This is a genomic window from Flavobacterium micromati (assembly GCF_900129585.1).
GTDB lineage: Bacteria > Bacteroidota > Bacteroidia > Flavobacteriales > Flavobacteriaceae > Flavobacterium > Flavobacterium micromati.
Window position 1 is genome coordinate 1 of the sequence record NZ_FQWF01000021.1, and the last position, 20,892, is coordinate 20,892.

Genomic DNA, 20,892 nt, shown 5'->3' on the forward strand with positions numbered 1-20,892 from the left:
TAAGCTTGAAGAGTTTTGTTTTTTTCTAGAGTGGCTAGAACTACTACAATAAAAAAAGATAATTCCAATTAGCCACCCTAGAAAAATAAAAAAAAAGCGGTGGCAAGGACATTACATTTTACTGCGAAGGTGCAGCAAAAATGTAATAACCTTGTTTTAAAGTAACTTCCTCCGGTCGTTAAAAGCGTTTTCATCAGAACTTTTTCTTTCTTAACATTCACGATTCCAAAGGAACCTCCTAAGACTAGTAACTGGAAAAAAGCTATTATCTAGTATCATTAGCACAATAGGAAGCGCGCCCCTGCCCTATCTACGCCACGAAAAAAGTAATAAAGCGGTTTACTCGTTTACATTTCAAAAAGATATGTAGGTAAACCGCTTTATTACTTGTGGCTGTGAGGCGCGCCGAAGTTAATGTTCCGTCGCAGGCATTTTTTATACTGCCAGAAAATTTCGTTTAAAAAATCATAATTCGTTTGGCAGTATAAAAAAAAAGCGCCGGACGCCCCGTTGCATTACCAGGACCGCACAACATTTTTATTTAAATCTGGTTTTTGTTCGGTCCTGATAATGCCCTAGGCTAGTGCTTTTGTTTTACGATAAACACTTTTTTCTTAACCACATTTCCATAAGAAAAGAGAATAAAAGAAGCCGAAGGAAAACTTCATAATTCAAACGAAACAGACCGCTGCGCTATTTTAAAAAAATCTCCACCCATGCGGGTTGTATTTTTTTAAAATTCCGTTTCTTTTTGAATTACTCCGTTAAATTTTAGGCTTTCTTTTTTTCTCTTTTTTCTTTTGAAAAAAATTTTGTTAAAAAAAAGAAATTCAAAATATCATATCACTAAAAGTGGGTATATCAATAATTTAGACCCGACAATTAATATCAGATTATACCTAGTAAAATCAGTACTTAACAAAAAAAGGGGTAAAAAAGTAACCGAACTTTTAAAGATTTTTAAAAACCAAAATTGGACAAAAAAGAAAGAGCCGCATTACTGCAGCTCTTCTTTTTTTAGAACATTAACAAAGTGTTAACTATTTGATAATCAGTAACTTACAAATAAGGCCGCGCGGCCCGGTTTTCTCTTTTATTTATTACCTTTTTTTCTTCTCTCGCATTTTTGAACATGATTTTTTTTTCAATTTCAACCTAAAGAAAAATCCATTAAAAACCTTTTTTTTTCTTCAACTTTGGCAAAAAGTGATTTTCGGGTGTTTTTTGGTACCTTTTTAGCATCCGTTAAGTACTGATTAAACTGGGGTTCACACGTTTTTAGGTTACTTTTTTACCCCCTAATGTTACTTTTTTACCTTGAATAGTTACTTTTTTACCCTTTTTTTTGCCATTTTGTTACTAAACTATTGTTACAGTGTTTTAAATACGTTACATTTGACTTTTTAAAACAAAAACGATATGAAAGAAATCGTCATCGCTCAAGACAACCGGCTCACCTCTTCCCGATATGAACTTACCCTTATTGAAAAAAGGATATTCTACTATATCATTAAAGAAGTGCGCAGCAAATATAATACAGGACAACGAGATTTGTTCGATGATTTGATTTTAAATATTCGAGTTTCTGATCTATGCAAAGAAGTGAACCAGGAGGACAACAAAAAAGAAACCCGGAAAGCACTGGAGAAATTTCGCTCTCGAAATTTCACTTATGAAAATATCGAAGATGACGAATGGATGACTTGCGGTTTTATAAATTACGCCCACATCAAAAAAGGAATTGCAGAAATTCAAGTTTCCCATAAATTAATGCCGTTCCTGGTGGAACTCTCAAGTCAATATACAGCCTACTCTTTACACGTTGCAATGTCTCTTAAAAGTAAATGGAGCCAAAGAATGTATGAGCTTTGCCAAAAATGGCAAGGTACAGACGGCTTTAGAATCTCAGTTGATGAATTACGAAAGTCTTTTATATTAGAAGATAAATACAACCGCTACGCGCTCTTAAATGAACGTGTGCTGCAGGTAGCAAAGAAAGAATTGAAAGAACTTTACGATCTTGGCCAATGCGATGTCTATTTTGAATTTACAGAAGAGCGCAACGGTAGAACCGTTGAAATGCTACGTTTCAAATTATTCCGCAAAAATGCAATGAACGTAAAAACTACCAATGATCTACTTTTAGAATTGATTCCAATATTTCAATCAATTTATGAAACCAGCAACAAACCCAAAAATGATGTTTTTGTGAAAGAGGTAATTCTGCAGCTGCAGAAATATCCAAACCTTATAGAACCACTAAACAAAAGGATTAAGGAAATTTTAGCGGAAGGAATGAAAAATGACACACCAAGATATATTCGTTATATTTTAAATGAAGATGTCATTGCTTATAATCCAAAAGCCGACAAATCAAAAAAGGCAGCTGCAAAACCTATAGCCAAAAAAGAAGAAGCTCCAGATCCAATGGTAGCAATTTTGAAATTGAGTAAAACTTTGACCACCGAAAAATAAATCACGAAGCCCTGGACTATCGTCTAGGGCTTTTATTATATATATTTGAATATAAAATAAGAACATGCAAAACTTACAAAACGACCTTATAGAATTACTTAAACACGAAGATAATTTAGTTGTTGATGGATATTTAAATAAAAATAAAATCATTGAGTTAGCTTTAAAAGTAGAACCTCAATTAATAATAGTACTTCTAAAAAGCGATACATTCAAAAAACACTTCTTTCAAGAAGTGGAAAATGTTTTAGTGTTTGATAAAATCAAATTTCAACGTTTTGTAAATAACAAATCCTTCCTTCCGGACAGTTATACCGCCTTCAAAAACAAAATTGGTTTAATTACAAATGACGATAATTTAGATAACTTCATTTCTACTTCAAATGATGTTGTGTTGGCATGGCCTCATAAAGATTGCGTTCTTGAAGGAGGGCAAACAAAAGAGGACCAAAAAAGAAATGAAATTTTTTGGAATGAAACATTAGCTCCTGATAGCGTAGATAGATTATTAGATGCAAAAGCTTTCACTAATTTTACAAAGTTTGATAAAGATGGTGAACATAAAGTAACCGAATTAAAAGGTGACGAAAATCTTATAATTAAAGGAAATAATCTTTTATCAATTTCATCTTTATTAAAAACTCATAGAGGAAAAATTAAACTAATATATCTTGATATTCCATATAACACAGGAGGTGATGGCTTTAATTATAATGATAGTTTTTCAAGCAGTACTTGGCTTACATTCATAAAAAACAGACTCCAAATTGCTAAAAAACTCCTTACCGAAGATGGTTTAATTTTCATTCAAATTGACAGCTCTAGAAATAATAAAAACGGGCATATTGGAACTCCAGAATTACCATATCTAAATGTAATGTTAGATGAAGTTTTTTTTAGAAAAAACTACATAGGAATGCTTCACTGGAAAAAGAAAAAACAACCTTCTTTTTTATCAAAGATTGCAGGTGTAATGGAAGTCATTTTAATTTATAGTAAAAATGAAAGTAATGTAGCAAAACTTCAAATAGGAAAAACTACAGATACAACTAAAAGAATAGATAATTCTGATAATAAAATAAGTGAAATGCTTATAAATAAAGGGATTAAATATATGGGTGACGCAAACACCATAATTAAAAAAGGAGTCTATCAAAATAAAACTATGTCAACAGAATTTCTAGAAGATGTAGAAATAAAAAACGGTAGAGTCGTTAATGATTTTAAAGCCAAAGCTAAATTTAGAACTAAACAAACAGAATTAGAAAGATTTGCAAATTTAGATTTACTTTATATTACTGAAAGCAATTCGTTTAGAAGATATAAAACCGAAGAAGAAGATAATAGTGGTAAAACTATTACAGATTTATTGCTTGATTGGGGACAAAATCAAGATGCAACTGCTGAATTAAGATTATTGTTTGATATAAAAGATGACAGTAAACCCTTTGAAACCCCAAAACCAGAATTATTATTACATAATATTATAGAATGCTGTACCAAGGAAAATGACATAGTATTGGACTTTTTTGTAGGTAGCGGTACAACAGCAGCTGTAGCTCATAAAATGAAAAGAAAATACATTGGTATAGAACAAATGGAATATGTAAATACAATTGCAGTAGAGAGATTAAAAAAAGTTATCAATGGTGAGCAAGGAGGCGTTTCAAAAAACGTAAATTGGCAAGGTGGCGGTTCTTTTGTTTACGCAGAACTAATGCAATACAATCAAAAATATATTGATCAAATTCAAGATACAACAACTAAAGACCAAATAATCAATGTTTGGAACGAAATGCAAGACACCGCATTTTTATCTTATCAATTCGATAAGAAAACATTTAATGATAGATTAGATGCTTTTAAAACTGCACCTCTTGAAGACATGAAACAATACCTTGTAGAAGTTTTAGATAAAAATCAATTATACGTAAATTATTCTGAAATAGCGGATGCAACTTTCAACGTAAGTGAAGAAGATAAAAAACTAAATAAACAATTCTACTCTAAAAAATAAATATGTCTTTATTCAACCAACAAGATACATACCAACGTTTAGATAAAAGAATTGCTTCAAAAATTGAAGATGGTGATTTAGAAGTAGTATTATCTCCAATCATAAAAAACAATCTAAAGTTTGGTTCTCGACAGTATCAAACAGAAGCTTTCACAGCCCTAGATTATTATTTACATAACCCTAAACTAAGGGCAAAACCAACACAAGTTTTGTTTCATATGGCTACCGGCAGTGGTAAAACTTTAGTAATGGCTGGTGCAATACTTGAGCTTTATAATATGGGGTATCGCAATTTTATTTTCTTTGTAAATACAGACACCATCATTCGTAAAACAAAAGAGAATTTTCTAAACCCTAAGAGCTCTAAATATCTTTTTAAAGACACCATAAACATTAACGGCGTAAACGTTTTAATTAATGAAGTACAGAGTTTTGAAAGCACCAATGCGGATGATATAAGTATTCTCTTTTCAACTATTCAAGGATTACATACAAAACTAAATAACCCTAGGGAAAACAGCATCACTTTTGATGATTTCAGAGATAAAAAAGTAGTTTTAATTTCTGATGAAGCGCACCACATTAATGCACTTACAAAAAAGACTTTTACAGCCTCTGAAAAAGAAGTAAATAATAATTGGGAGAATACTGTTGATAGAATATTTCGATCGAACGTCGACAATATAATGATGGAATTTACAGCCACATTAGAACTTTCCCATCCTAATATTGCATCAAAATACGCTGATAAATTATTATATGATTACCCTTTAACCAAGTTTAGAGAAGATAAATATTCTAAAGAAGTCAAAACAAATCAAGTCGATTTTGAACCAATAGACAGAGCCGTAGTTGCTGTAGTAATTAGCCAATATAAAAAGAAAGTGTTTTCGGCAAATGGAATAATTGCAAAACCCGTAATAATGTTTAAATCCAAAACCACTGCTGAAAGTGCCGTTATGGAAGAAAAATTTATTGCAGCAATTAAAACCTTAAATACTGATAAATTACAAAAAATTGTAAAACTAGATAATGAAGTAGTTAAAGAAGCAATTGCCTATTTTACAGAAAATAAAATTTCATTAGAAAACCTTATTGATGAATTAAGAGAAGATTTTTCTGCAGATAAAGTAATCTCCGTTAATTCTAAAAATGATTCAGATGATAAGCAAATTACGATAAATAGTCTTGAAGATTTTGACAACGAATACAGAGCCATTTTTGCAGTAGATAAACTAAACGAAGGATGGGATGTATTGAACCTTTTTGATATTGTTCGTCTATATGATACCCGTGATGCAGCAGGAAATAATCCTGGTAAAACAACCGTACAAGAAGCACAATTAATTGGGCGTGGAGCTCGTTATTTTCCTTTCAAATTAGAAGACGATCAAGAGTTAGATAAAAGAAAATATGATGATGATGTTACAAATCAATTGAGAGTTTGTGAAACATTACATTATCATTGCTCACACAATCCCAGATACATAACTGAACTTAATCAAGCATTAAGACAAATAGGTTTATTTCCTGATGAAAAAGTAGAAGTTGACTTATTCTTAAAAGATGATTTTAAAGAAACTAGTTTATATCGAAATGGTTTCATACTCCTAAATAAAAAAGTACTTAATACTCCTAAACTTAATTTCGAATATCAAGAACCGGACATTGTAAAACGATATACATATTCCCTTAGAACAAACCGTTCTGCAGTAAACACCATTTTTGATGATAAAGAGATAAAATCAAATAGAGTTGCTGCAAATTACATGCAACAGCATCGTTTTAATTTATGGGATAAAACGATCCTAATAAAAGGATTAAATAAAAATCCTTTTTATAGGTTTCACAGTATCAAACGATTATTTCCTTCGGTTAAATCAATAACGGATTTTGTTACAAATGAAAAATACTTAGGAGGTATTATTGTTGACGTTACAGGATTAGAAAAAGACGTAAAAGAGTTAACTGCATTTCAAAAACTTGAAATAGTAATTTATGTAACCTCAAAAATCGCAGATGAAGTCAATACTAAATTTGGTGATTATAGAGGTACAAAAAGCTTTTACAGAGAACCTATTAGGAAACACTTCCGTAATAAAAAGTTGTCTTTTTCAATTTCCCCTGGAGCCGATGCAGAAACAGGTAAACCAACAATGCGCCACGATATAAATACTAAATATTTTGTAGACTTAAACAAAGCCGATTGGTATGCTTTTAATGAAAATTACGGCAGCTCAGAAGAAAAGTTTTTAGTTAAATTCTTTCAGGGCCAAATTGAAAATTTAAAAGAGAAATTCTTTGATATCTACTTACTCCGAAATGAACGTCATTTTAAATTATTTAGATTTAGTGATGGTAAAGCAACAGAGCCAGACTTTGTTTTATTCATGAAAGAAAAACAAAACAATGACGAAGTTTTATATCAATTATTCATAGAACCAAAAGGAAACCAATTATTGTATCAAGATCAATGGAAAGAAGATTTACTATTGAATATTGAACAAGTAGCAAAAGTAGAATTATACCAAAACCAAAGCTATAAATTAATCGGAATGCCTTTCTATAATAAAGAAAACAGAGAAAGTGTTTTTGAAGAAAGATTAAATACTATTTAAATAGTTAAGCCCTGGACTAACGTCTAGGGCTTTTTTAAGTAAGAATAAATCATATATTTGAGAATAAGACACTACAAAGTAGCAGGTATTTACTAGTTGGCAGCAATCATACCTAGGAACGAAAAAATCATAAAAATATTAAGATGTTAAGAACAGACACAAATACAAAAGCCGAAATAATCGATAATTATAAATTAGAACAGCTTTATAATCATTCTATTGAAAATGGTCGATTTTTCAAAGTGGTATTTGCAAATGATGATGAGCTAAACATTCAATTATCAACAAAAACCTATATGCAAATCAAATTTTTGCCAAGCAGAAACGACGTAGAAGGATTAGATATAATTAAAATTGTAGGGGGAAAAGAAACTCAAAAATTATCCTTTTCAAAATTTAATTTTGCTCAACTTGAATTGTTTTTAAATTTTATTCACGATTTAGATTTAAGTACAATTTCTGAACGTCGATTAAAACTTGCAGAAAATTCTTTAGATATACTTGATGAGCAAACGAAGAAAAAGATTTCAACTTTACTACAAGGAAATGAAGGAGCAGAACTAATTCAAGAGCTTTTAGATAATGAAATTGTAACGAGTCAAGACATTATAAATACCGGATATAGAAAAAGCCAATTAAAGATATTTCAAAAACTTTTACAAAACGATCAATACATTAAAGTGTATAAAAAAGAAGAAGAAATAATTTCCAAAATGATTTCAGATTTTGATACAAAACAAAAGATAACTATTAGTGAAAATTCAAAAAATGAAATTGCTTGGCAATATTTTTTTAATAAAAATCCTTGGATTTTTGGTTATGGATTAGACTATCGTTTTCAAAATATTTTACAAAAAGAATTTTCAGCATCTGACACAGATGCAAGCGGTAAAGAACAAGTAAATGCAGATTTTTTAATTGGAGATAATTATTACACAACTTTTGTAGAATTAAAAACTCCTGACACTGAATTGTTTGAAAATGGAAAAAATCGTTCTAATAGTTGGTCATTATCTACGAAACTAATTTATGCAGTTTCACAAATATTAGAACAAAAAGCAAGTGGTCAATTAAAATTAGAAAAAGATCCTTTTAATCAAGAAGGAGAAAAAATCACACAAAAAGCATATGACTCAAAATGTATTTTAATTATTGGAAATCTTAAAAAAGAAATTGAAGAATCTGCAGATTCAACAAAAGTCAAAGAAATAAAGAAAAAAACTTTTGAACTATTTAGAAGAGATTCTCGAAACGTTGATATTATAACTTTCGACGAATTATATGAACGAGCTTTTCATATTTGCAATAAAAATAAATAAAATCACAGCTACCATCAGCAATTACAAAATGTTCCCATTCACAAACCAACCATAAAGAAAGCCCTGGACTAACGTCTAGGGCTTTCTTTATTCCATGTCATTTATTTGATCGAGTATATTCGTTTGATTTGGCGGAATATAGTTTTTACAATCAGCCTTCGATAAAAAAGTTATAACAATTTATACTTTTCCTTTATTGAAACTTAATCCAATTACTCTCTAAACTATTTCAACTTTTTTGCCATTTCATATTCCGTTTTAAAATCCAGTCCAAGATGTTGCACTTGTTCTGGCATTGCTATCGCCCATGAAACATAATAATAGGCAAGGACTTGATTTCCTGAAAAGCGCTTTCCAGCAATACTAGCAATGATATATTCTTTTTTATTGGGATCAATTCCCATAGTTCCTAACATAGCAATCTCGAGTGCGGTTTGTTTTATATCTTCCGCTTGTTTGTCTTTGAAATACTTTAATGCATCGACCATGAACATGACAATCGCCATATTTGTACCTAATTCTTCTTGATGTTTTAGGAATTGTTCCATTTCCTTTTTTTCAGACGGATCTTGTTCTTCATCTAAGCCAAAAGGATCGTGTTGCAGCTTTTTTAGAAAATCATCAATATTATTTTTAGTCTCAAATTTAGCTTCGTTCTCTAGTTCAAAAAATTGTTCTAAATCTAATTCTTTTGCCCAATGCTGCACTAATTCAAATTCTTGTCCAGCTTTACGGTTGTCTTTGTGTGCGGAAAACTCTCTATAAAATATTTCTGCCAATTTTAGTTCTATACTATTTCCCTTGAATTCAGAAATTAAATCCAAACCAAATAACTCTTTGAATTGCAAGGCATTTACTAAGCTGTATGTTTTGGTTTTTGAAACTATATTTTTGGGTGCTATATCTAAAACTCTTTCGTCAGTTACTGATTTAATCGCTTCTTGAAGCAAGTTAAAAAGTGATAGAAATTGATACGGTCTTAATTCTGAATATTCTTTATAAAGAAAGTCTTCGATGAAAATATCAATAGGCGTATTGTAAGTTTGAAGATTTAATCCATCAAAAACACCGTCTATAAACTTATCAGCCATTGTTTTATCCACTCCCATTTTCTCCAACTTTTGAATAGTTGGTTGAATAGTTCGAATAAAATTCTGTTTGTTTTGTTGGGTTGAAATGAAAACTTGATTTAGATTTTCAGCACGTGCCTGGATTACAAAGTCTAAATGAACTAATTCATGCATTACTAAATGCTCGACAGCAGGATAAGTAATTTTATATTTTACAATGTGTTTATCTCGATTGTATCTTTCGGCAAATTCTATTTTGGCCACTGTACTTATTTCATTGTCTTCGACAATATCAATTTCAATTCCGCCTAAAGCTTCTAATCTGCTTCTGTAAGTTTTAAATATTTTTTTAATATCTAAATTAGCTGCAATTTTATTTGCTACAGCAAAAGCTTGTTCTAATGCATTTTGGTAAAGTGCATCTTCGTTAATTGACTGCTTTATTGTTAGAATTGTGTAGTTGAATGCCGCTTGCAAGTTATCTTCCTTTTCTTCAATTAACGATAGTATAAAAGAGGTGTTAGGATAATTGTCTTTTAATTTTATAGCTTCAAATGCATATTTTTTAGCATCTTCCAATTTGTTTTCTTGAAATAAAACATAAGTAATATTGGCCAAAGTAATGTGGTCAGCTTTATTTACTAAAATTGCTTGATCGTAATATTTTAGAGCGGTAGTTACGTCTTTTTTATATCGTGCAAAAATATTGCCCATCATCATTAATGCCCATCCATTTGAAGAGTTCCACCGTAACGAATCTATTAAAGCATTAATAGCTTCGTTCTGGTCTCCTTGTTCCGAATGTATTTGCCCTAGAATTCTATGGAATTCTGAATTAGTGGGGTTTTTATCAATTAGTTTTTCGAGGGTTACTCTTGCATCATCAAATTTTCCTTCGTCACACAAGGCAACAGTTTTATTGTAATCAGCATCTTGCGTTAGGATTGTTTCGGTGTCGACGTCAATTTTAACTAAATCTTCTTGCAAGGTTACAGTTGGGACAAAAGGACCGTAAGTGTACTGTTTTTTCATTGCAGCAATTATTACTTCCTTATTGTCAGATATCAAATTTGGAAATAATGTGAAGAAGAAATCGTTGATTTTATGTGTAATTTGCATTTATATAAGACTAATGTGAAAAACGTAAAATTATTAATTTTTAAAGGATTAACCTATTCAATTAATGAACAGGTCAACGATCGATAATTTAAGTTTATCAGTCTTGTAAATACTTTTTTATGTAAGAATTTTATATATTTGAAAATAAAACCATACAAAATAGCGCAAAGCAACCCCATTTTGTATGGATTGTAGCTACTTAGTAGCGCGTATATACAAGTTGGGCGATACTTTAAGGCAAATTAGACGAAATCATAAACTTAAAATAAACATTATGTCAGAAAACATTTACTCGTGTTCTTATTGTGGAACAACTATAACAACGAATAGTAGTCCTAACCAAAGTGGTTGCAATGTGAAAAGTTCTCACAATTGGGTTAGATTGGGAGAAGTTGGAAATAATAATTATCAATGTAGAGATTGCAAAATTGTCGTTAAAACAAAAAGCAGTCCACAACAAGTAGGTTGTACAAAAGCAAATTCTCATTATTGGAAAAAACTTTAATTATGTACACTGAAAAGTTCATTGATTTAGTTGAAAAATCAAATATTAATAGTAAAAACTTCTATTCAAATATTTTAAATATTGAAGAACCTAATCCTTATTATATAGGATATGGGAATCCAAACTCAAAAATTTTAATTTTGGGTAAAGAAAAAGGATTTGACAAATCTAATTTATTACAATTAAAATATGAAAGCATAGACAATCCTATGCAGTGGAAATATTATACTGATAATTTATTTCCAATGAATACAAAAAAATTTTACGAAAACACCAATTATGTAAATGTATTTATTCCATATCGTGGAAAACAAAAAAGTGGTCATACTTGGACTAAATACTCAATTTTAAATAAATTAATATTCTCTACTAAAAACGAAGAATATCAAGATTTTTTTAAAACTTCATTTATAAGTGAGATTAATTATAAACCTTCAAAGTTAAGTAATATTAAAAATTTTAAAGATGAAAAAAGAATTGAATTTCTTAAACATAGTTATTTTAAAAGTTTTAAAGTAATAATTCTTGCTTGTGGCGACTATTTGAATTCTGTAAAAATTCAAGAAATATTTAATGTGAAATTATGTGAAAACAAATCAAAAAGTAGAGAAAAATTAGTTGTTTATAAAAATAATAATTTTATTTTAATTAATGCACGACAATTAAGTATGGATGTTAAAAATGAATATTTGGAAAGAATTTCTGAAATTGTAAAACATTATATGTAAAAAAATATCACCCAACACATATTTTGCAAGATTGTAAGTTTAGCGGTATTACCGTTTTCAATTGAAGTTTAGAGCAAAATAGTAAAATTCATTTCATAAATCCGCCAAATCACTAAGTCGAGAACTGTTAGAAAATATTATAAAAAAAAACCACCAAATATGAATGAAATTATTTTCTCCATAGTCATGCTTTTTCAAGTAAGTAATGAAAATGTTTTTAGTACAGCAACAGGATTCTTTTATGAATCTAATGGTAAGAAATTCTTAATTACAAACAGACACGTAGTAAATTATTCAACTACGGATTCTTCAGCTAAATTAGTTGTTAAAATTCATACTAATAAAAGCGATTTAAGCGTCTTTAAAACTGTTGAAATTCCATTAGTAAAAGACGGTACAATTACTTGGTTAGGGTATTCTAATCCTGAAATTGACGTCATAGCAATTCCTCTAGAAAATATTGACTTAACAAATACCATAATTAATACTCTTTCCAATAAAAACTTCCCACCACATGGTTTAGAACTTGAAGTTGGATCTGAATTACTTGTTATTGGTTATCCACGAGGATTTACCGACAAGATAAACCAACTTCCTATTGCTAAAAATTGCATTGTATCTACTCCAATAGAAATTCCATTTGACGGAAAACCTTATTTTTTGATGGATGGAAATTTATTCCCAGGGATGAGTGGTTCTCCAGTAATTACAAGAGCATCATCAACACATAATATAAATGGTGGAATCTCAATTTCTAGTTCTACACAATTTTTCTTTATGGGTATTCACAGCGCAAGTTTTTATAAAGAAATTGGTATGAAAGAAAATCCGATTTATATATTAGAAAATGGAGAAATAAAAATTAAAGGATTTAGCAATGAGCCTGTAAAAGAAAATTTGAGCTTGCAAACTTGTTGGTATAATGGGATAATTGAAGAACTAACATCACAATAGTCAAAATAACATCGCCTAACTTTATCCACATCATCATAAAAAAGGCCCTGGACTACGTCTAGGGCTTTTTTTATTACTTCACTTCTCCAACCTCATTAATTTGATCGAGTATATTCGTTTGATTGGGTGGTATATAATTTTTACAATCGGCAGAGTTTTCTTTTTTAAAAAGCAACTCTAAAGCAGCATACAATTTTAATAAAACATCTTTGTCCGCTGGCTCCATTTGAACCGCTTTATTAAAATCAAATACATAATTATTAGTATTTCGAACTTCAATTTTAATGGTTTTCGGAGTGATTTTAAACTTAACTATATCCATAATAAGGTAGGTTTGGTTTCTGATTTCAATCAAATTAAATCTTTACAAATCCGTAGGCAAGTTCATGTAATGCAATGTTTGCCTAATGATACTCAATTCATAGTTTATACTTTCCTTAATATCTTTTGTAACAAATAAACCTCTCTTATTTTGGTCGGTTCTGATATCCCTATACTCATTAAATAATGCTTTTGTTTTAGTAGTCAAATTGGCGGTTCTCTCTTCAAAAGTTTTACCTGCAACTACATCATTTGAAGTCATGAAATATTCTTTAGCTAGTTTCACTTTGGTAACCATTTCGCCCGCCATATCGGAGACGCTTGGAGCATCATTAACATTGCTTTGCGCTTTAACAATCGTAATGCTACAGAGCATTACTAAACATAAAATAATTTTTTTAGCATTCATTGGTTTATAGTTTTTATGGTTATTCTTCGTCTTGTTCTTCTTCCCAGTCGAAATATTCTTCCAGATATTTCCAAGCTTTTTTCAGAACCTGGTCAGGATTCTGCTCAGTACCTTCACAATTATTTTGCACAAAAACCCCAAACCAGTTTTCGTCTAAATATTCAAAACGATCTTGTTTACCTACGAATTGAAAATCTTTGAAATCATCCACATTAATGAACTCAATCAAAGACAAACTTTCTAAATGATAAATCCAAATTCTATCATCATGATCAGAACCATCCTTAATAGGAATTTCACAAAATAGAAATTCAGGTTTTGTAAATTCAAACTTTCCCATTTATTATTTTTTAGGCATTACTTTTATCTCTCCATTCTTTTTTTCATGTCTTGCGATATGTTCCTCAAAAGCATTATTTACAATGTCCTTGATTAAAACTCGATCCCAATAAGCCAAAGCTTTCATCTTCTCCAATAAATCTTCGTTCACTATAAAAGTCGCCCTTGTTTCTTTTTCTTTCGTACCAATTTGAGAAGTCTTTGTAATCTCTTTTTTTACTGATTTTGGTTCTTTCGGTTCTGCAGCTCGTTCCGCTTGCATTGGCTCTCCAAGCAACGAATTTAAACCACCTGAAAAACTTTTCTTTGCCATAACTTTATATTTTATGTTTACTTAGTAATAAATGTTTACTTGTATTACTATGTTTACTTTCGTTTTAATATTTCCTTAGCTAATTCCATATAATCCTCAGCGCCATTACTTTTAGCGTTATATCTAAAGATATCCATCGCTTGTGCTGGAGCTTCGGCCAAAGCAATATTATCTCTAATTTTTGTTTTAAAAACTTCGCTTTTAAAATGTGCGTTAATTGTATCAACTACATCACGATTTAAAACTTTCCTTCCGTCGTATTGCGTAATAAAAACTCCTCCAATTTTCAGTCCTTTATTTAATCTACTTTTAATTTTTTCCACCACTTCGACCAACTTGGCCAAACCTTGCATGGCCAAAAATTGTGCTTGCAATGGAATGATAATTTCGTCAGCTGCAGTAAACGAATTTATAGTTAAAAGTCCTAAAGATGGTGGACTATCAATAATTATAAAATCATAAGATCCTCTCACATTTTCAATTAATTCTTTTAAAATGTATTCTCTCCCTGGTTCAGAACTCAATTCAATTTCAGCTCCAGATAAATCCAAAGTGGAGGGAATGATATCCAATCCTTTTAGAACCGTAAACGGTTCTAATTTATATTCTCCTTTCAAAGCTCCGTAGATTGTTTTCTCTTGATTAATCAATCCCAAACTTTGACTAAGATTTGCTTGAGGATCTAAATCAATTAATAGCACTTTTTTACCTAACTTATTTAAAGCTGCGCCAATATTGATTGCAGATGTCGTTTTACCAACTCCACCTTTATGATTACTAATACTTAATACTTTTCCCATCGAGCAAATTTTTGATTATTTACAAATATAGTCTTTTATGTTTACCAAGTAATATTTGTTTACTCATATTACTATAAAATAAATAGAATTTCTAAAATCAAATAATAATAAATCCTAAGAGTTTGTTTATTACATATTTAGCGTTACTTTTATAGAGAATTTCTGTAATAATTATCTATTTATGAGGATAAAAGCCCCATTATTATTGAATCTCACACTGTTTTTATATAGTGTTAATATTTCTGCGCAAAGCAAAAATCCACTATTTACAGAGATTGAAAAAAGCAAAAATCAAAAAATAGATTCTTTAATAAATTTTAATACAGACAAAAATAGACTACAATATTTAGCAGTGCTGCCGTCTATAAATTATGATTTCTATGATAAGAAAATTAATGTTGGAATATCACTTTCTAATTTATCTCTGTTTTATCAGACTAAGCAGCGCAACAAAATAGAATTAGAAAGACTAAAATTTCAACTTAATGAAAAGAAAGAAAATGACATTTTAACATTAGAAAAAGAATACGAATTAATCCTAGATACGTATGAAGTTTTGAGTCTCGAGTTAGATAATACCACACTAACAAAAGAAATTTTTAACCTTAAAAAAGCACAATATGAGAATAACAAAATCAACTTAGAAGAATGGTTAAACGTCCAAAAAAATAACCAAGATCGAAACTTAGTTATTTTAACTAAAAGGAAAAGCCTCATTTCAAAAATGAAACAATTTGAAGTAAGAATTAAAAGCCGCTGTTTTCAAAAAGAACTTGAACATTTATTAAGCAATAAATAACAGCTTGCCTACTTGAAATCTACAGTTCAAAGGGTGCTTTTTCCATCACGAACGTAAATTTTATAGAATGAATTTTTAAAAAAATTCCGTTCATATTTTCCTGCGAGCACCAGCCGAACGCAAGCGCCCCGATGGGGTTGGCGGCTGGCACGTGCAGGAAAACATTCACTCCATGAGAAAAAGCGTTAACCCCCAAATTATCCTTATGCTTGTAAAACAATTCCATTACATAAGCAAAGAAGAATCTCAAATGGTTCTTGAATCAATCAAATATATAAAGCACAAAGTAATAGTGCTTCTAATGCTAGATGCTGGTTTGCGTATTTCCGAAGCGTGCAGCATTAAATGCAAAAACTTTGATTTTAAAAACAGAAATATCACAATCCAATCAGCAAAGAAAAGAGGTGCAAAACATTTGAGAACTATTCCGATGTCAAACCGCTTATACCAAGCTATTGGCGAATATTTAAAAAGAAACGAAATCTCAATAGAGAGTAATTCTTTTCTTTTCCCCTCAAGAACTTCTTCGCTTGGCCATATTTCACGAAAAACGATGTGGGAAGCAATCAACCTTATTAGTAAAAAAACAAATATTCCAGCATTGCATCCGCATGCCTTACGGCATTCGTTTGCTACGCATCATCTATCTGCTGGATCATCCTTGGCGGAAATCAAAACAATGCTCGGCCATCAAAATTTTAATACAACTTTGATTTATGCTGAGATACCCACAGATGAGCTGCGACGCCGCGTGAACGCTGTTACAACATCACCACCAAAATGGTATAAAAAATTGTATTTATTTCTGGTACCCAAGCCGCGGGAGCAGCTTATAAATATTGATTTTACAGAATCTTATTTTACCGTTGGAAGAAATGCCGAATTGACGAACCTGAACCAAAACATAAATCGGAACATCAATACTTTGATACTTGGTTCCATCGGTTCTGGTAAATCTCACTTGCTTAAAAACATAACGACAGATAAGAAAATCTTACGATTAGACGATACCGACAATATCAAAAAATCATTGGCGCAGATTCTGCTTTACCTTTTCAAGGAAAAGGAAACCGTTTTGGCGATGCTTTGGAAAGATTTTACAACTGACGAAATCAATAAAAAAATACAGCGGGAAAACGTGATTCACCTTTGCGATACTATTATTGCATCGGTTCCGGCGTTTGAATATTGTTTAATAATCGATGATATTTCGTCAATTACGCCAACAACAAAAAAAGTAATCGAACGCTTGAAAGATACTTTCGTTATCGTCGCCGGGGCGCGCGAAGTCAAAGCAGTGAATACCTCATTTATTTGGAACTTCGAAAAACTCGAAGTGAAAAATTTGCAGCGACGCGAAGCGATGCAACTTATTAATCAATTAGCGAATAATCTCGAGGTGCAAGACCGCGAAATGTTCTGGAACCATATTTTCGACCAAACAAACGGAAATCCGCGCGCCATCACGGAGCTAATTAATCGTTACAGAAAAGAGCCTTTTTTAGACACGCAAACAATTAGAGAGATTCGACATTCGGGCGCATTGCCCGAAATCGACATGACTTGGATCGTGATTGTTTCACTCGGTTTGCTCACTTCGCTTCGCTTTCTCTCGCGCGAAATGGACGAGCCAACGATGCGTTTTATAGGTTCACTTGCAATGATTACGCTGTTTTTAATACGCCCGCTAATGTCAAGCTTCCGGAAAAAATTTATATAAATTTTGTCCAAAATCGGTCCAAAACAAAACCCGTCAATATCGTTATTTTGTCGGGTGCGCGCCTTTCTGAATGTTTATATATTACACAATAATATTTGTTTAATATGTTTAATAAGTTTTTTATGTTTACTATGTTTACTATGTTTATTTATATTACTTAATTTAAATACTATATATTATGAAAAATGTTTTTAAAGTATTGATTATAAGTGTTTTATGTATATTTTTTTATAGTTGTAAGTCTAATTCAAATACTACTAAAAAACAAAAAGCAGAAAGAACAGATACAACGGATGATGTTAGAGATGATCAAATGGAAGATTATGAAGAAGAAATGAGACAACAAAATAATTAATAATTAGTAAATGACTGCACCAAATCATATCACTGGAGGAATTGTTTTTACTGGTTTATTTTGTAGTTTTTTTTCAATTAATATATTTTCTAATGTGTTTTTTATTTCGGTAACAGTTCTAGGATCATTATTACCCGATATAGATCATACCAAATCTTGGATAGGAAAATCAGTTTATCCAATAGCTAAATGGATATCTCGAAATTATGGTCATCGAACAATAACACATTCTATATTTTTCTTAATTGGTATATATTTAATCAGTCTATTTTTAGAACATAATTTTAGAGAAGATTACAGCATTTCAACAATTATACTTTTTTCGATTTTATCGCATTTAATTTTTGATATGGTTACTATAGCAGGAATACCATTATTCTATCCATTTTATAAAAATCCTTGTGTACTTCCAGCAAATCCAGAAATGAGAATTCGTAGTGGAAATATTAGACAAGAAGGAATTATTCTTTTTATGTTTTGCTTTCTAACGTTTTTCATGCAGGATTTATTTTCTAATGGTTTTTGGTCAACAATTAATAATAATTTTAATGATGTTAAACACCAAATAAGAGAGTATAAGAAATCTCCAAATGCTTTAAGAGTAGAATATGATTATAATATATATCAAACAAATTATAAGGGGAAAGGAATATTTATCCACGCTGCAGATAACGAAATGTTTATTTTATCTGATGACAAAATTTTAGCTCTAAAAAAAGATACTCCAGGACTAACAATAAAAGTTTTAAAAACTTATAAAACAAAAGAAAGTATTCATGAAAAATCAATCAATATAAATGGTTTGAAAGAATCAGAATTGAACGATTTATTAAAAAATAAATTTATCACAACAGGAACAATTTATTCAAATTTTGGAACAGCTTTGACAAATAATCCTTTAGAGATAAAGAAGAAATTTACAATTAAAGAACAATATAATTCAGCTTTCATTTCACATGTTCAGGACACACTTATAGTTTCAAAAGCAAATAAGATTACAGATTTAGAAATTAAGCTTAAACATGAGGAAAATCAACTAATAAACGATAACAAAACGTACTATTTAGAATTAGCAGAATTGCAAGAGGAAAAAAATAAATTAAGAACTGATTTATCTAACTTCGATTTAAATGAAACTAAAAAAAGAATAATAGAATTAGTCGCTAAAATAGAGAACTACAAACCTAAAACAAATTTGATGATTGGCGAGTACAAGAAACAATTGCTAAAAATAAAAGGTAATCAAATTGCAATTATTACTTATTCTGGTAAAATAAATTTTATTGAGATTTATAAAAAAACCGATTAAATCGTCTCTTTTTATTGTCCTTTTTGGCTATCTCCTAAGGAAATACCAAAAACGTTAAATCCTATTCCAAATCCAAACCATACATTTCCATTGTGCTGCCAGTTATAATTCTTTTGATTGTTAATATGATCTACGCCAAAGTATAATCCCGCCTGCACTCTCTTATATTCTATCATTAAACCACTAAACAAACTCAGTATAGCAATATTTTGTGCACTATTATCAGATATTTCAGAATTGCTGGAGTCTAAATTCACACTTCCTATACCTGTTCCAACTTGAATATTAAATCGAGCATTATAAACTCTAATTATATCCCAATTTAATGTTGTGTTTAAATTAAATTCTGTGTCAAATGAAAAGCCATCTTGTGGCCTTGCCTTAAATGGTAGTGTTATAATTCCAACAGTCATTTTATCTATTCGTTCAACAACTTCATAACTTTTTTCAAATTCCTTCTTATCAATATAGTAGATAGTGTTATTATATTTCTTTGCTTGTTCTGGTTTTTTATTAAAATTAAGTGCTTTTAATGCTACTGTATCTGTGCCAATTTCATTAATTATATAACTAATATTTGGTCCTATATAATTTAATTTGCTATCACTTTTCTCCTCAATACTTTTAACTTTTAATACTTTACAATACGTAGTTAGTTTGATAATATCCCCTTCTTTTTGACTATACGTAGAATTAAAAATAATTAATAACACTACGGTAAAAAAGTAATTTTGTTTCATAATACAATATTTTGATAATTAGAATATTTTGATAATTACCAAATATAGTATAAAATATTTATTTAAAACGCACATTATCAATACATTGTATTCTTATTTAAAATTACCATATCGTCCCTTTTATAATGAATTCTAAATTAAAAATAAATTGAACATTCTATTTTAAAATCATAATATATCTTAATGCTATTAATCCCTAATGATAGTTTAAATTTTGAAATTTATAAATGAAATTTTCTTTTTCTCGAGCAGAAACCTCCGTATTTTCAAAAACGATTCCTCCCGCTATACGCTTTATCTTTGCTTTTTTAAAGAAAAAAGCAAAGGATATCGCTTCTATCGGGGCTATAATACACCAATACTTTTCATCAGAACTTTTTCAAATATTTTATAAAGTGCTGCGAAAATGCAGCACCTTATAAAATCAAAAATCGGTGGCAAGCACACATTTATTTTTGTTCGTCCGGGATAAAAATCCCTACCGCTCAAAAATAACTGTAAGCTTGAAGAGTTTATTTTTTTTCTAGCGTAGCCAGAACTACCCCAATAAAAAAAGATAATTCCAATTGGCCACCCTAGAAAAATAAAAGAAAGCGGTGGCAAGGACATTGCTTTTTCCCTGCAGAACGTTTCGTTGAAAACAGAAATATTGGATGGCAGGGAAAAATCAATAACCTTGTTTTTCAGTAACTCCCTCCGGTCGTTAAAGGCGTTTTCATAAGAATTACTATTTTTAAATGAGAACTATTTCAGAAATAGGAAGTAATTCATTATCATTATTGCAGCTTTAAACAAAGCAGCAATAATGATAAACCAAAGCGGTGGCAAGCACACATTTATTTTTTGTGCGTCCAGGATAAAAATCCTTACCGCTCAAAAAATAAACGTAAGCTTGAAGAGTTTTGTTTTTTTCTAGAGTGGCTAGAACTACTACAATAAAAAAAGATAATTCCAATTAGCCACCCTAGAAAAATAAAAAAAA

At 30.3% G+C, this 20,892-nt stretch carries 18 protein-coding genes; 11 read left to right on the top strand and 7 right to left on the bottom strand.

Translation table 11 applies throughout. The annotated features are described in order from the left end of the window. Positions 1 to 1,419: 1,419 nt before the first annotated feature. The 4 genes from BUB42_RS15660 (at position 1,420) to BUB42_RS15675 (ending at position 8,429) form a co-directional block, all read left to right on the top strand. Positions 1,420 to 2,475, top strand: coding sequence for a replication initiation protein (locus BUB42_RS15660; RefSeq protein ID WP_073022066.1), 1,056 nt, complete (start codon positions 1,420 to 1,422; stop codon positions 2,473 to 2,475). 64 nt (positions 2,476 to 2,539) lie between these two features. Beyond that, on the top strand, positions 2,540 to 4,492 hold the full coding sequence (locus tag BUB42_RS15665; RefSeq protein WP_073022067.1) for a DNA methyltransferase: 1,953 nt from the start codon (positions 2,540 to 2,542) through the stop codon (positions 4,490 to 4,492). Positions 4,493 to 4,494: 2 nt separating this feature from the next. Beyond that, a complete protein-coding gene (locus BUB42_RS15670; RefSeq protein ID WP_073022069.1) occupies positions 4,495 to 7,110 on the top strand; it encodes a DEAD/DEAH box helicase family protein in 2,616 nt (871 codons plus the stop codon). A gap of 143 nt (positions 7,111 to 7,253) precedes the next feature. Then, positions 7,254 to 8,429 (top strand): Shedu immune nuclease family protein, encoded by a 1,176-nt coding sequence (locus BUB42_RS15675; RefSeq protein WP_073022071.1) that lies wholly within the window; start codon positions 7,254 to 7,256, stop codon positions 8,427 to 8,429. 224 nt (positions 8,430 to 8,653) lie between these two features. Here BUB42_RS15675 and BUB42_RS16610 read toward each other — a convergent pair whose 3' ends face one another. Beyond that, positions 8,654 to 10,618 (bottom strand): tetratricopeptide repeat protein, encoded by a 1,965-nt coding sequence (locus BUB42_RS16610; protein ID WP_211517695.1) that lies wholly within the window; start codon positions 10,616 to 10,618, stop codon positions 8,654 to 8,656. A gap of 274 nt (positions 10,619 to 10,892) precedes the next feature. Here BUB42_RS16610 and BUB42_RS15685 point away from each other — a divergent pair, with 274 nt between their 5' ends. The 3 genes from BUB42_RS15685 (at position 10,893) to BUB42_RS15695 (ending at position 12,805) form a co-directional block, all read left to right on the top strand. Next, complete coding sequence (locus BUB42_RS15685) at positions 10,893 to 11,123, top strand: hypothetical protein (RefSeq protein WP_073022073.1); 231 nt, start codon at positions 10,893 to 10,895, stop codon at positions 11,121 to 11,123. A gap of 2 nt (positions 11,124 to 11,125) precedes the next feature. Continuing rightward, positions 11,126 to 11,851, top strand: coding sequence for a hypothetical protein (locus BUB42_RS15690; RefSeq protein WP_139257424.1), 726 nt, complete (start codon positions 11,126 to 11,128; stop codon positions 11,849 to 11,851). 159 nt (positions 11,852 to 12,010) lie between these two features. Beyond that, positions 12,011 to 12,805, top strand: coding sequence for a S1 family peptidase (locus tag BUB42_RS15695; RefSeq protein WP_073022077.1), 795 nt, complete (start codon positions 12,011 to 12,013; stop codon positions 12,803 to 12,805). Between the two features lie 73 nt (positions 12,806 to 12,878). Here the strand turns inward: BUB42_RS15695 and BUB42_RS15700 are convergent, their stop codons facing one another. The 5 genes from BUB42_RS15700 to BUB42_RS15720 are packed head-to-tail and all read right to left on the bottom strand — an operon-like array spanning position 12,879 to position 14,987. Continuing rightward, positions 12,879 to 13,127, bottom strand: a complete 249-nt coding sequence (locus tag BUB42_RS15700) for a hypothetical protein (protein WP_073022079.1) — start codon at positions 13,125 to 13,127, stop codon at positions 12,879 to 12,881. Positions 13,128 to 13,169: 42 nt separating this feature from the next. Continuing rightward, complete coding sequence (locus BUB42_RS15705) at positions 13,170 to 13,535, bottom strand: hypothetical protein (protein WP_139257426.1); 366 nt, start codon at positions 13,533 to 13,535, stop codon at positions 13,170 to 13,172. Positions 13,536 to 13,554: 19 nt separating this feature from the next. After that, on the bottom strand, positions 13,555 to 13,875 hold the full coding sequence (locus BUB42_RS15710) for a hypothetical protein (RefSeq protein ID WP_073022082.1): 321 nt from the start codon (positions 13,873 to 13,875) through the stop codon (positions 13,555 to 13,557). A gap of 3 nt (positions 13,876 to 13,878) precedes the next feature. Next, positions 13,879 to 14,187 carry a hypothetical protein gene (locus tag BUB42_RS15715; RefSeq protein WP_073022084.1) on the bottom strand — a complete coding sequence of 103 codons (309 nt, stop codon included), beginning with the start codon at positions 14,185 to 14,187 and terminating at the stop codon, positions 13,879 to 13,881. Between the two features lie 53 nt (positions 14,188 to 14,240). Then, the gene (locus BUB42_RS15720) at positions 14,241 to 14,987 is read right to left on the bottom strand and encodes a ParA family protein (protein WP_073022086.1); all 747 of its coding nucleotides are present in this window, start codon (positions 14,985 to 14,987) and stop codon (positions 14,241 to 14,243) included. A 181-nt stretch (positions 14,988 to 15,168) separates the two neighbouring features. On the opposite strand from BUB42_RS15720, the gene BUB42_RS15725 reads away from it, so the two are divergent. From BUB42_RS15725 to BUB42_RS15740, 4 genes are all read left to right on the top strand, one after another. Next, on the top strand, positions 15,169 to 15,786 hold the full coding sequence (locus BUB42_RS15725) for a hypothetical protein (RefSeq protein WP_073022088.1): 618 nt from the start codon (positions 15,169 to 15,171) through the stop codon (positions 15,784 to 15,786). Between the two features lie 172 nt (positions 15,787 to 15,958). Then, positions 15,959 to 17,506 (top strand): tyrosine-type recombinase/integrase, encoded by a 1,548-nt coding sequence (locus tag BUB42_RS15735; RefSeq protein ID WP_244533952.1) that lies wholly within the window; start codon positions 15,959 to 15,961, stop codon positions 17,504 to 17,506. A gap of 178 nt (positions 17,507 to 17,684) precedes the next feature. Next, positions 17,685 to 17,861 carry a hypothetical protein gene (locus BUB42_RS16510; protein WP_170857244.1) on the top strand — a complete coding sequence of 59 codons (177 nt, stop codon included), beginning with the start codon at positions 17,685 to 17,687 and terminating at the stop codon, positions 17,859 to 17,861. A 10-nt stretch (positions 17,862 to 17,871) separates the two neighbouring features. Beyond that, entirely contained in the window at positions 17,872 to 19,170 is a 1,299-nt protein-coding gene (locus BUB42_RS15740) for a metal-dependent hydrolase (RefSeq protein ID WP_073022093.1), read from the top strand. 11 nt (positions 19,171 to 19,181) lie between these two features. On the opposite strand, the gene BUB42_RS15745 is transcribed toward BUB42_RS15740, so the two are convergent. Continuing rightward, on the bottom strand, positions 19,182 to 19,910 hold the full coding sequence (locus BUB42_RS15745; RefSeq protein WP_073022095.1) for a hypothetical protein: 729 nt from the start codon (positions 19,908 to 19,910) through the stop codon (positions 19,182 to 19,184). Positions 19,911 to 20,892: the final 982 nt, after the last annotated feature.

Bases quoted from the DNA above. Each gene is read 5' to 3' on its own strand.
- BUB42_RS15705 (WP_139257426.1), bottom strand. From the start codon at position 13,535: ATGAATGCTAAAAAAATTATTTTATGTTTAGTAATGCTCTGTAGCATT.
- BUB42_RS15710 (WP_073022082.1), bottom strand. From the start codon at position 13,875: ATGGGAAAGTTTGAATTTACAAAACCTGAATTTCTATTTTGTGAAATT.
- BUB42_RS15675 (WP_073022071.1), top strand. From the start codon at position 7,254: ATGTTAAGAACAGACACAAATACAAAAGCCGAAATAATCGATAATTAT.
- BUB42_RS16510 (WP_170857244.1), top strand. From the start codon at position 17,685: ATGAAAAATGTTTTTAAAGTATTGATTATAAGTGTTTTATGTATATTT.
- BUB42_RS15695 (WP_073022077.1), top strand. From the start codon at position 12,011: ATGAATGAAATTATTTTCTCCATAGTCATGCTTTTTCAAGTAAGTAAT.
- BUB42_RS15740 (WP_073022093.1), top strand. From the start codon at position 17,872: ATGACTGCACCAAATCATATCACTGGAGGAATTGTTTTTACTGGTTTA.
- BUB42_RS15725 (WP_073022088.1), top strand. From the start codon at position 15,169: ATGAGGATAAAAGCCCCATTATTATTGAATCTCACACTGTTTTTATAT.
- BUB42_RS15685 (WP_073022073.1), top strand. From the start codon at position 10,893: ATGTCAGAAAACATTTACTCGTGTTCTTATTGTGGAACAACTATAACA.
- BUB42_RS15660 (WP_073022066.1), top strand. From the start codon at position 1,420: ATGAAAGAAATCGTCATCGCTCAAGACAACCGGCTCACCTCTTCCCGA.
- BUB42_RS15735 (WP_244533952.1), top strand. From the start codon at position 15,959: ATGAGAAAAAGCGTTAACCCCCAAATTATCCTTATGCTTGTAAAACAA.
- BUB42_RS15720 (WP_073022086.1), bottom strand. From the start codon at position 14,987: ATGGGAAAAGTATTAAGTATTAGTAATCATAAAGGTGGAGTTGGTAAA.
- BUB42_RS15700 (WP_073022079.1), bottom strand. From the start codon at position 13,127: ATGGATATAGTTAAGTTTAAAATCACTCCGAAAACCATTAAAATTGAA.
- BUB42_RS15665 (WP_073022067.1), top strand. From the start codon at position 2,540: ATGCAAAACTTACAAAACGACCTTATAGAATTACTTAAACACGAAGAT.
- BUB42_RS15715 (WP_073022084.1), bottom strand. From the start codon at position 14,187: ATGGCAAAGAAAAGTTTTTCAGGTGGTTTAAATTCGTTGCTTGGAGAG.
- BUB42_RS15670 (WP_073022069.1), top strand. From the start codon at position 4,495: ATGTCTTTATTCAACCAACAAGATACATACCAACGTTTAGATAAAAGA.
- BUB42_RS16610 (WP_211517695.1), bottom strand. From the start codon at position 10,618: ATGCAAATTACACATAAAATCAACGATTTCTTCTTCACATTATTTCCA.
- BUB42_RS15690 (WP_139257424.1), top strand. From the start codon at position 11,126: ATGTACACTGAAAAGTTCATTGATTTAGTTGAAAAATCAAATATTAAT.
- BUB42_RS15745 (WP_073022095.1), bottom strand. From the start codon at position 19,910: ATGAAACAAAATTACTTTTTTACCGTAGTGTTATTAATTATTTTTAAT.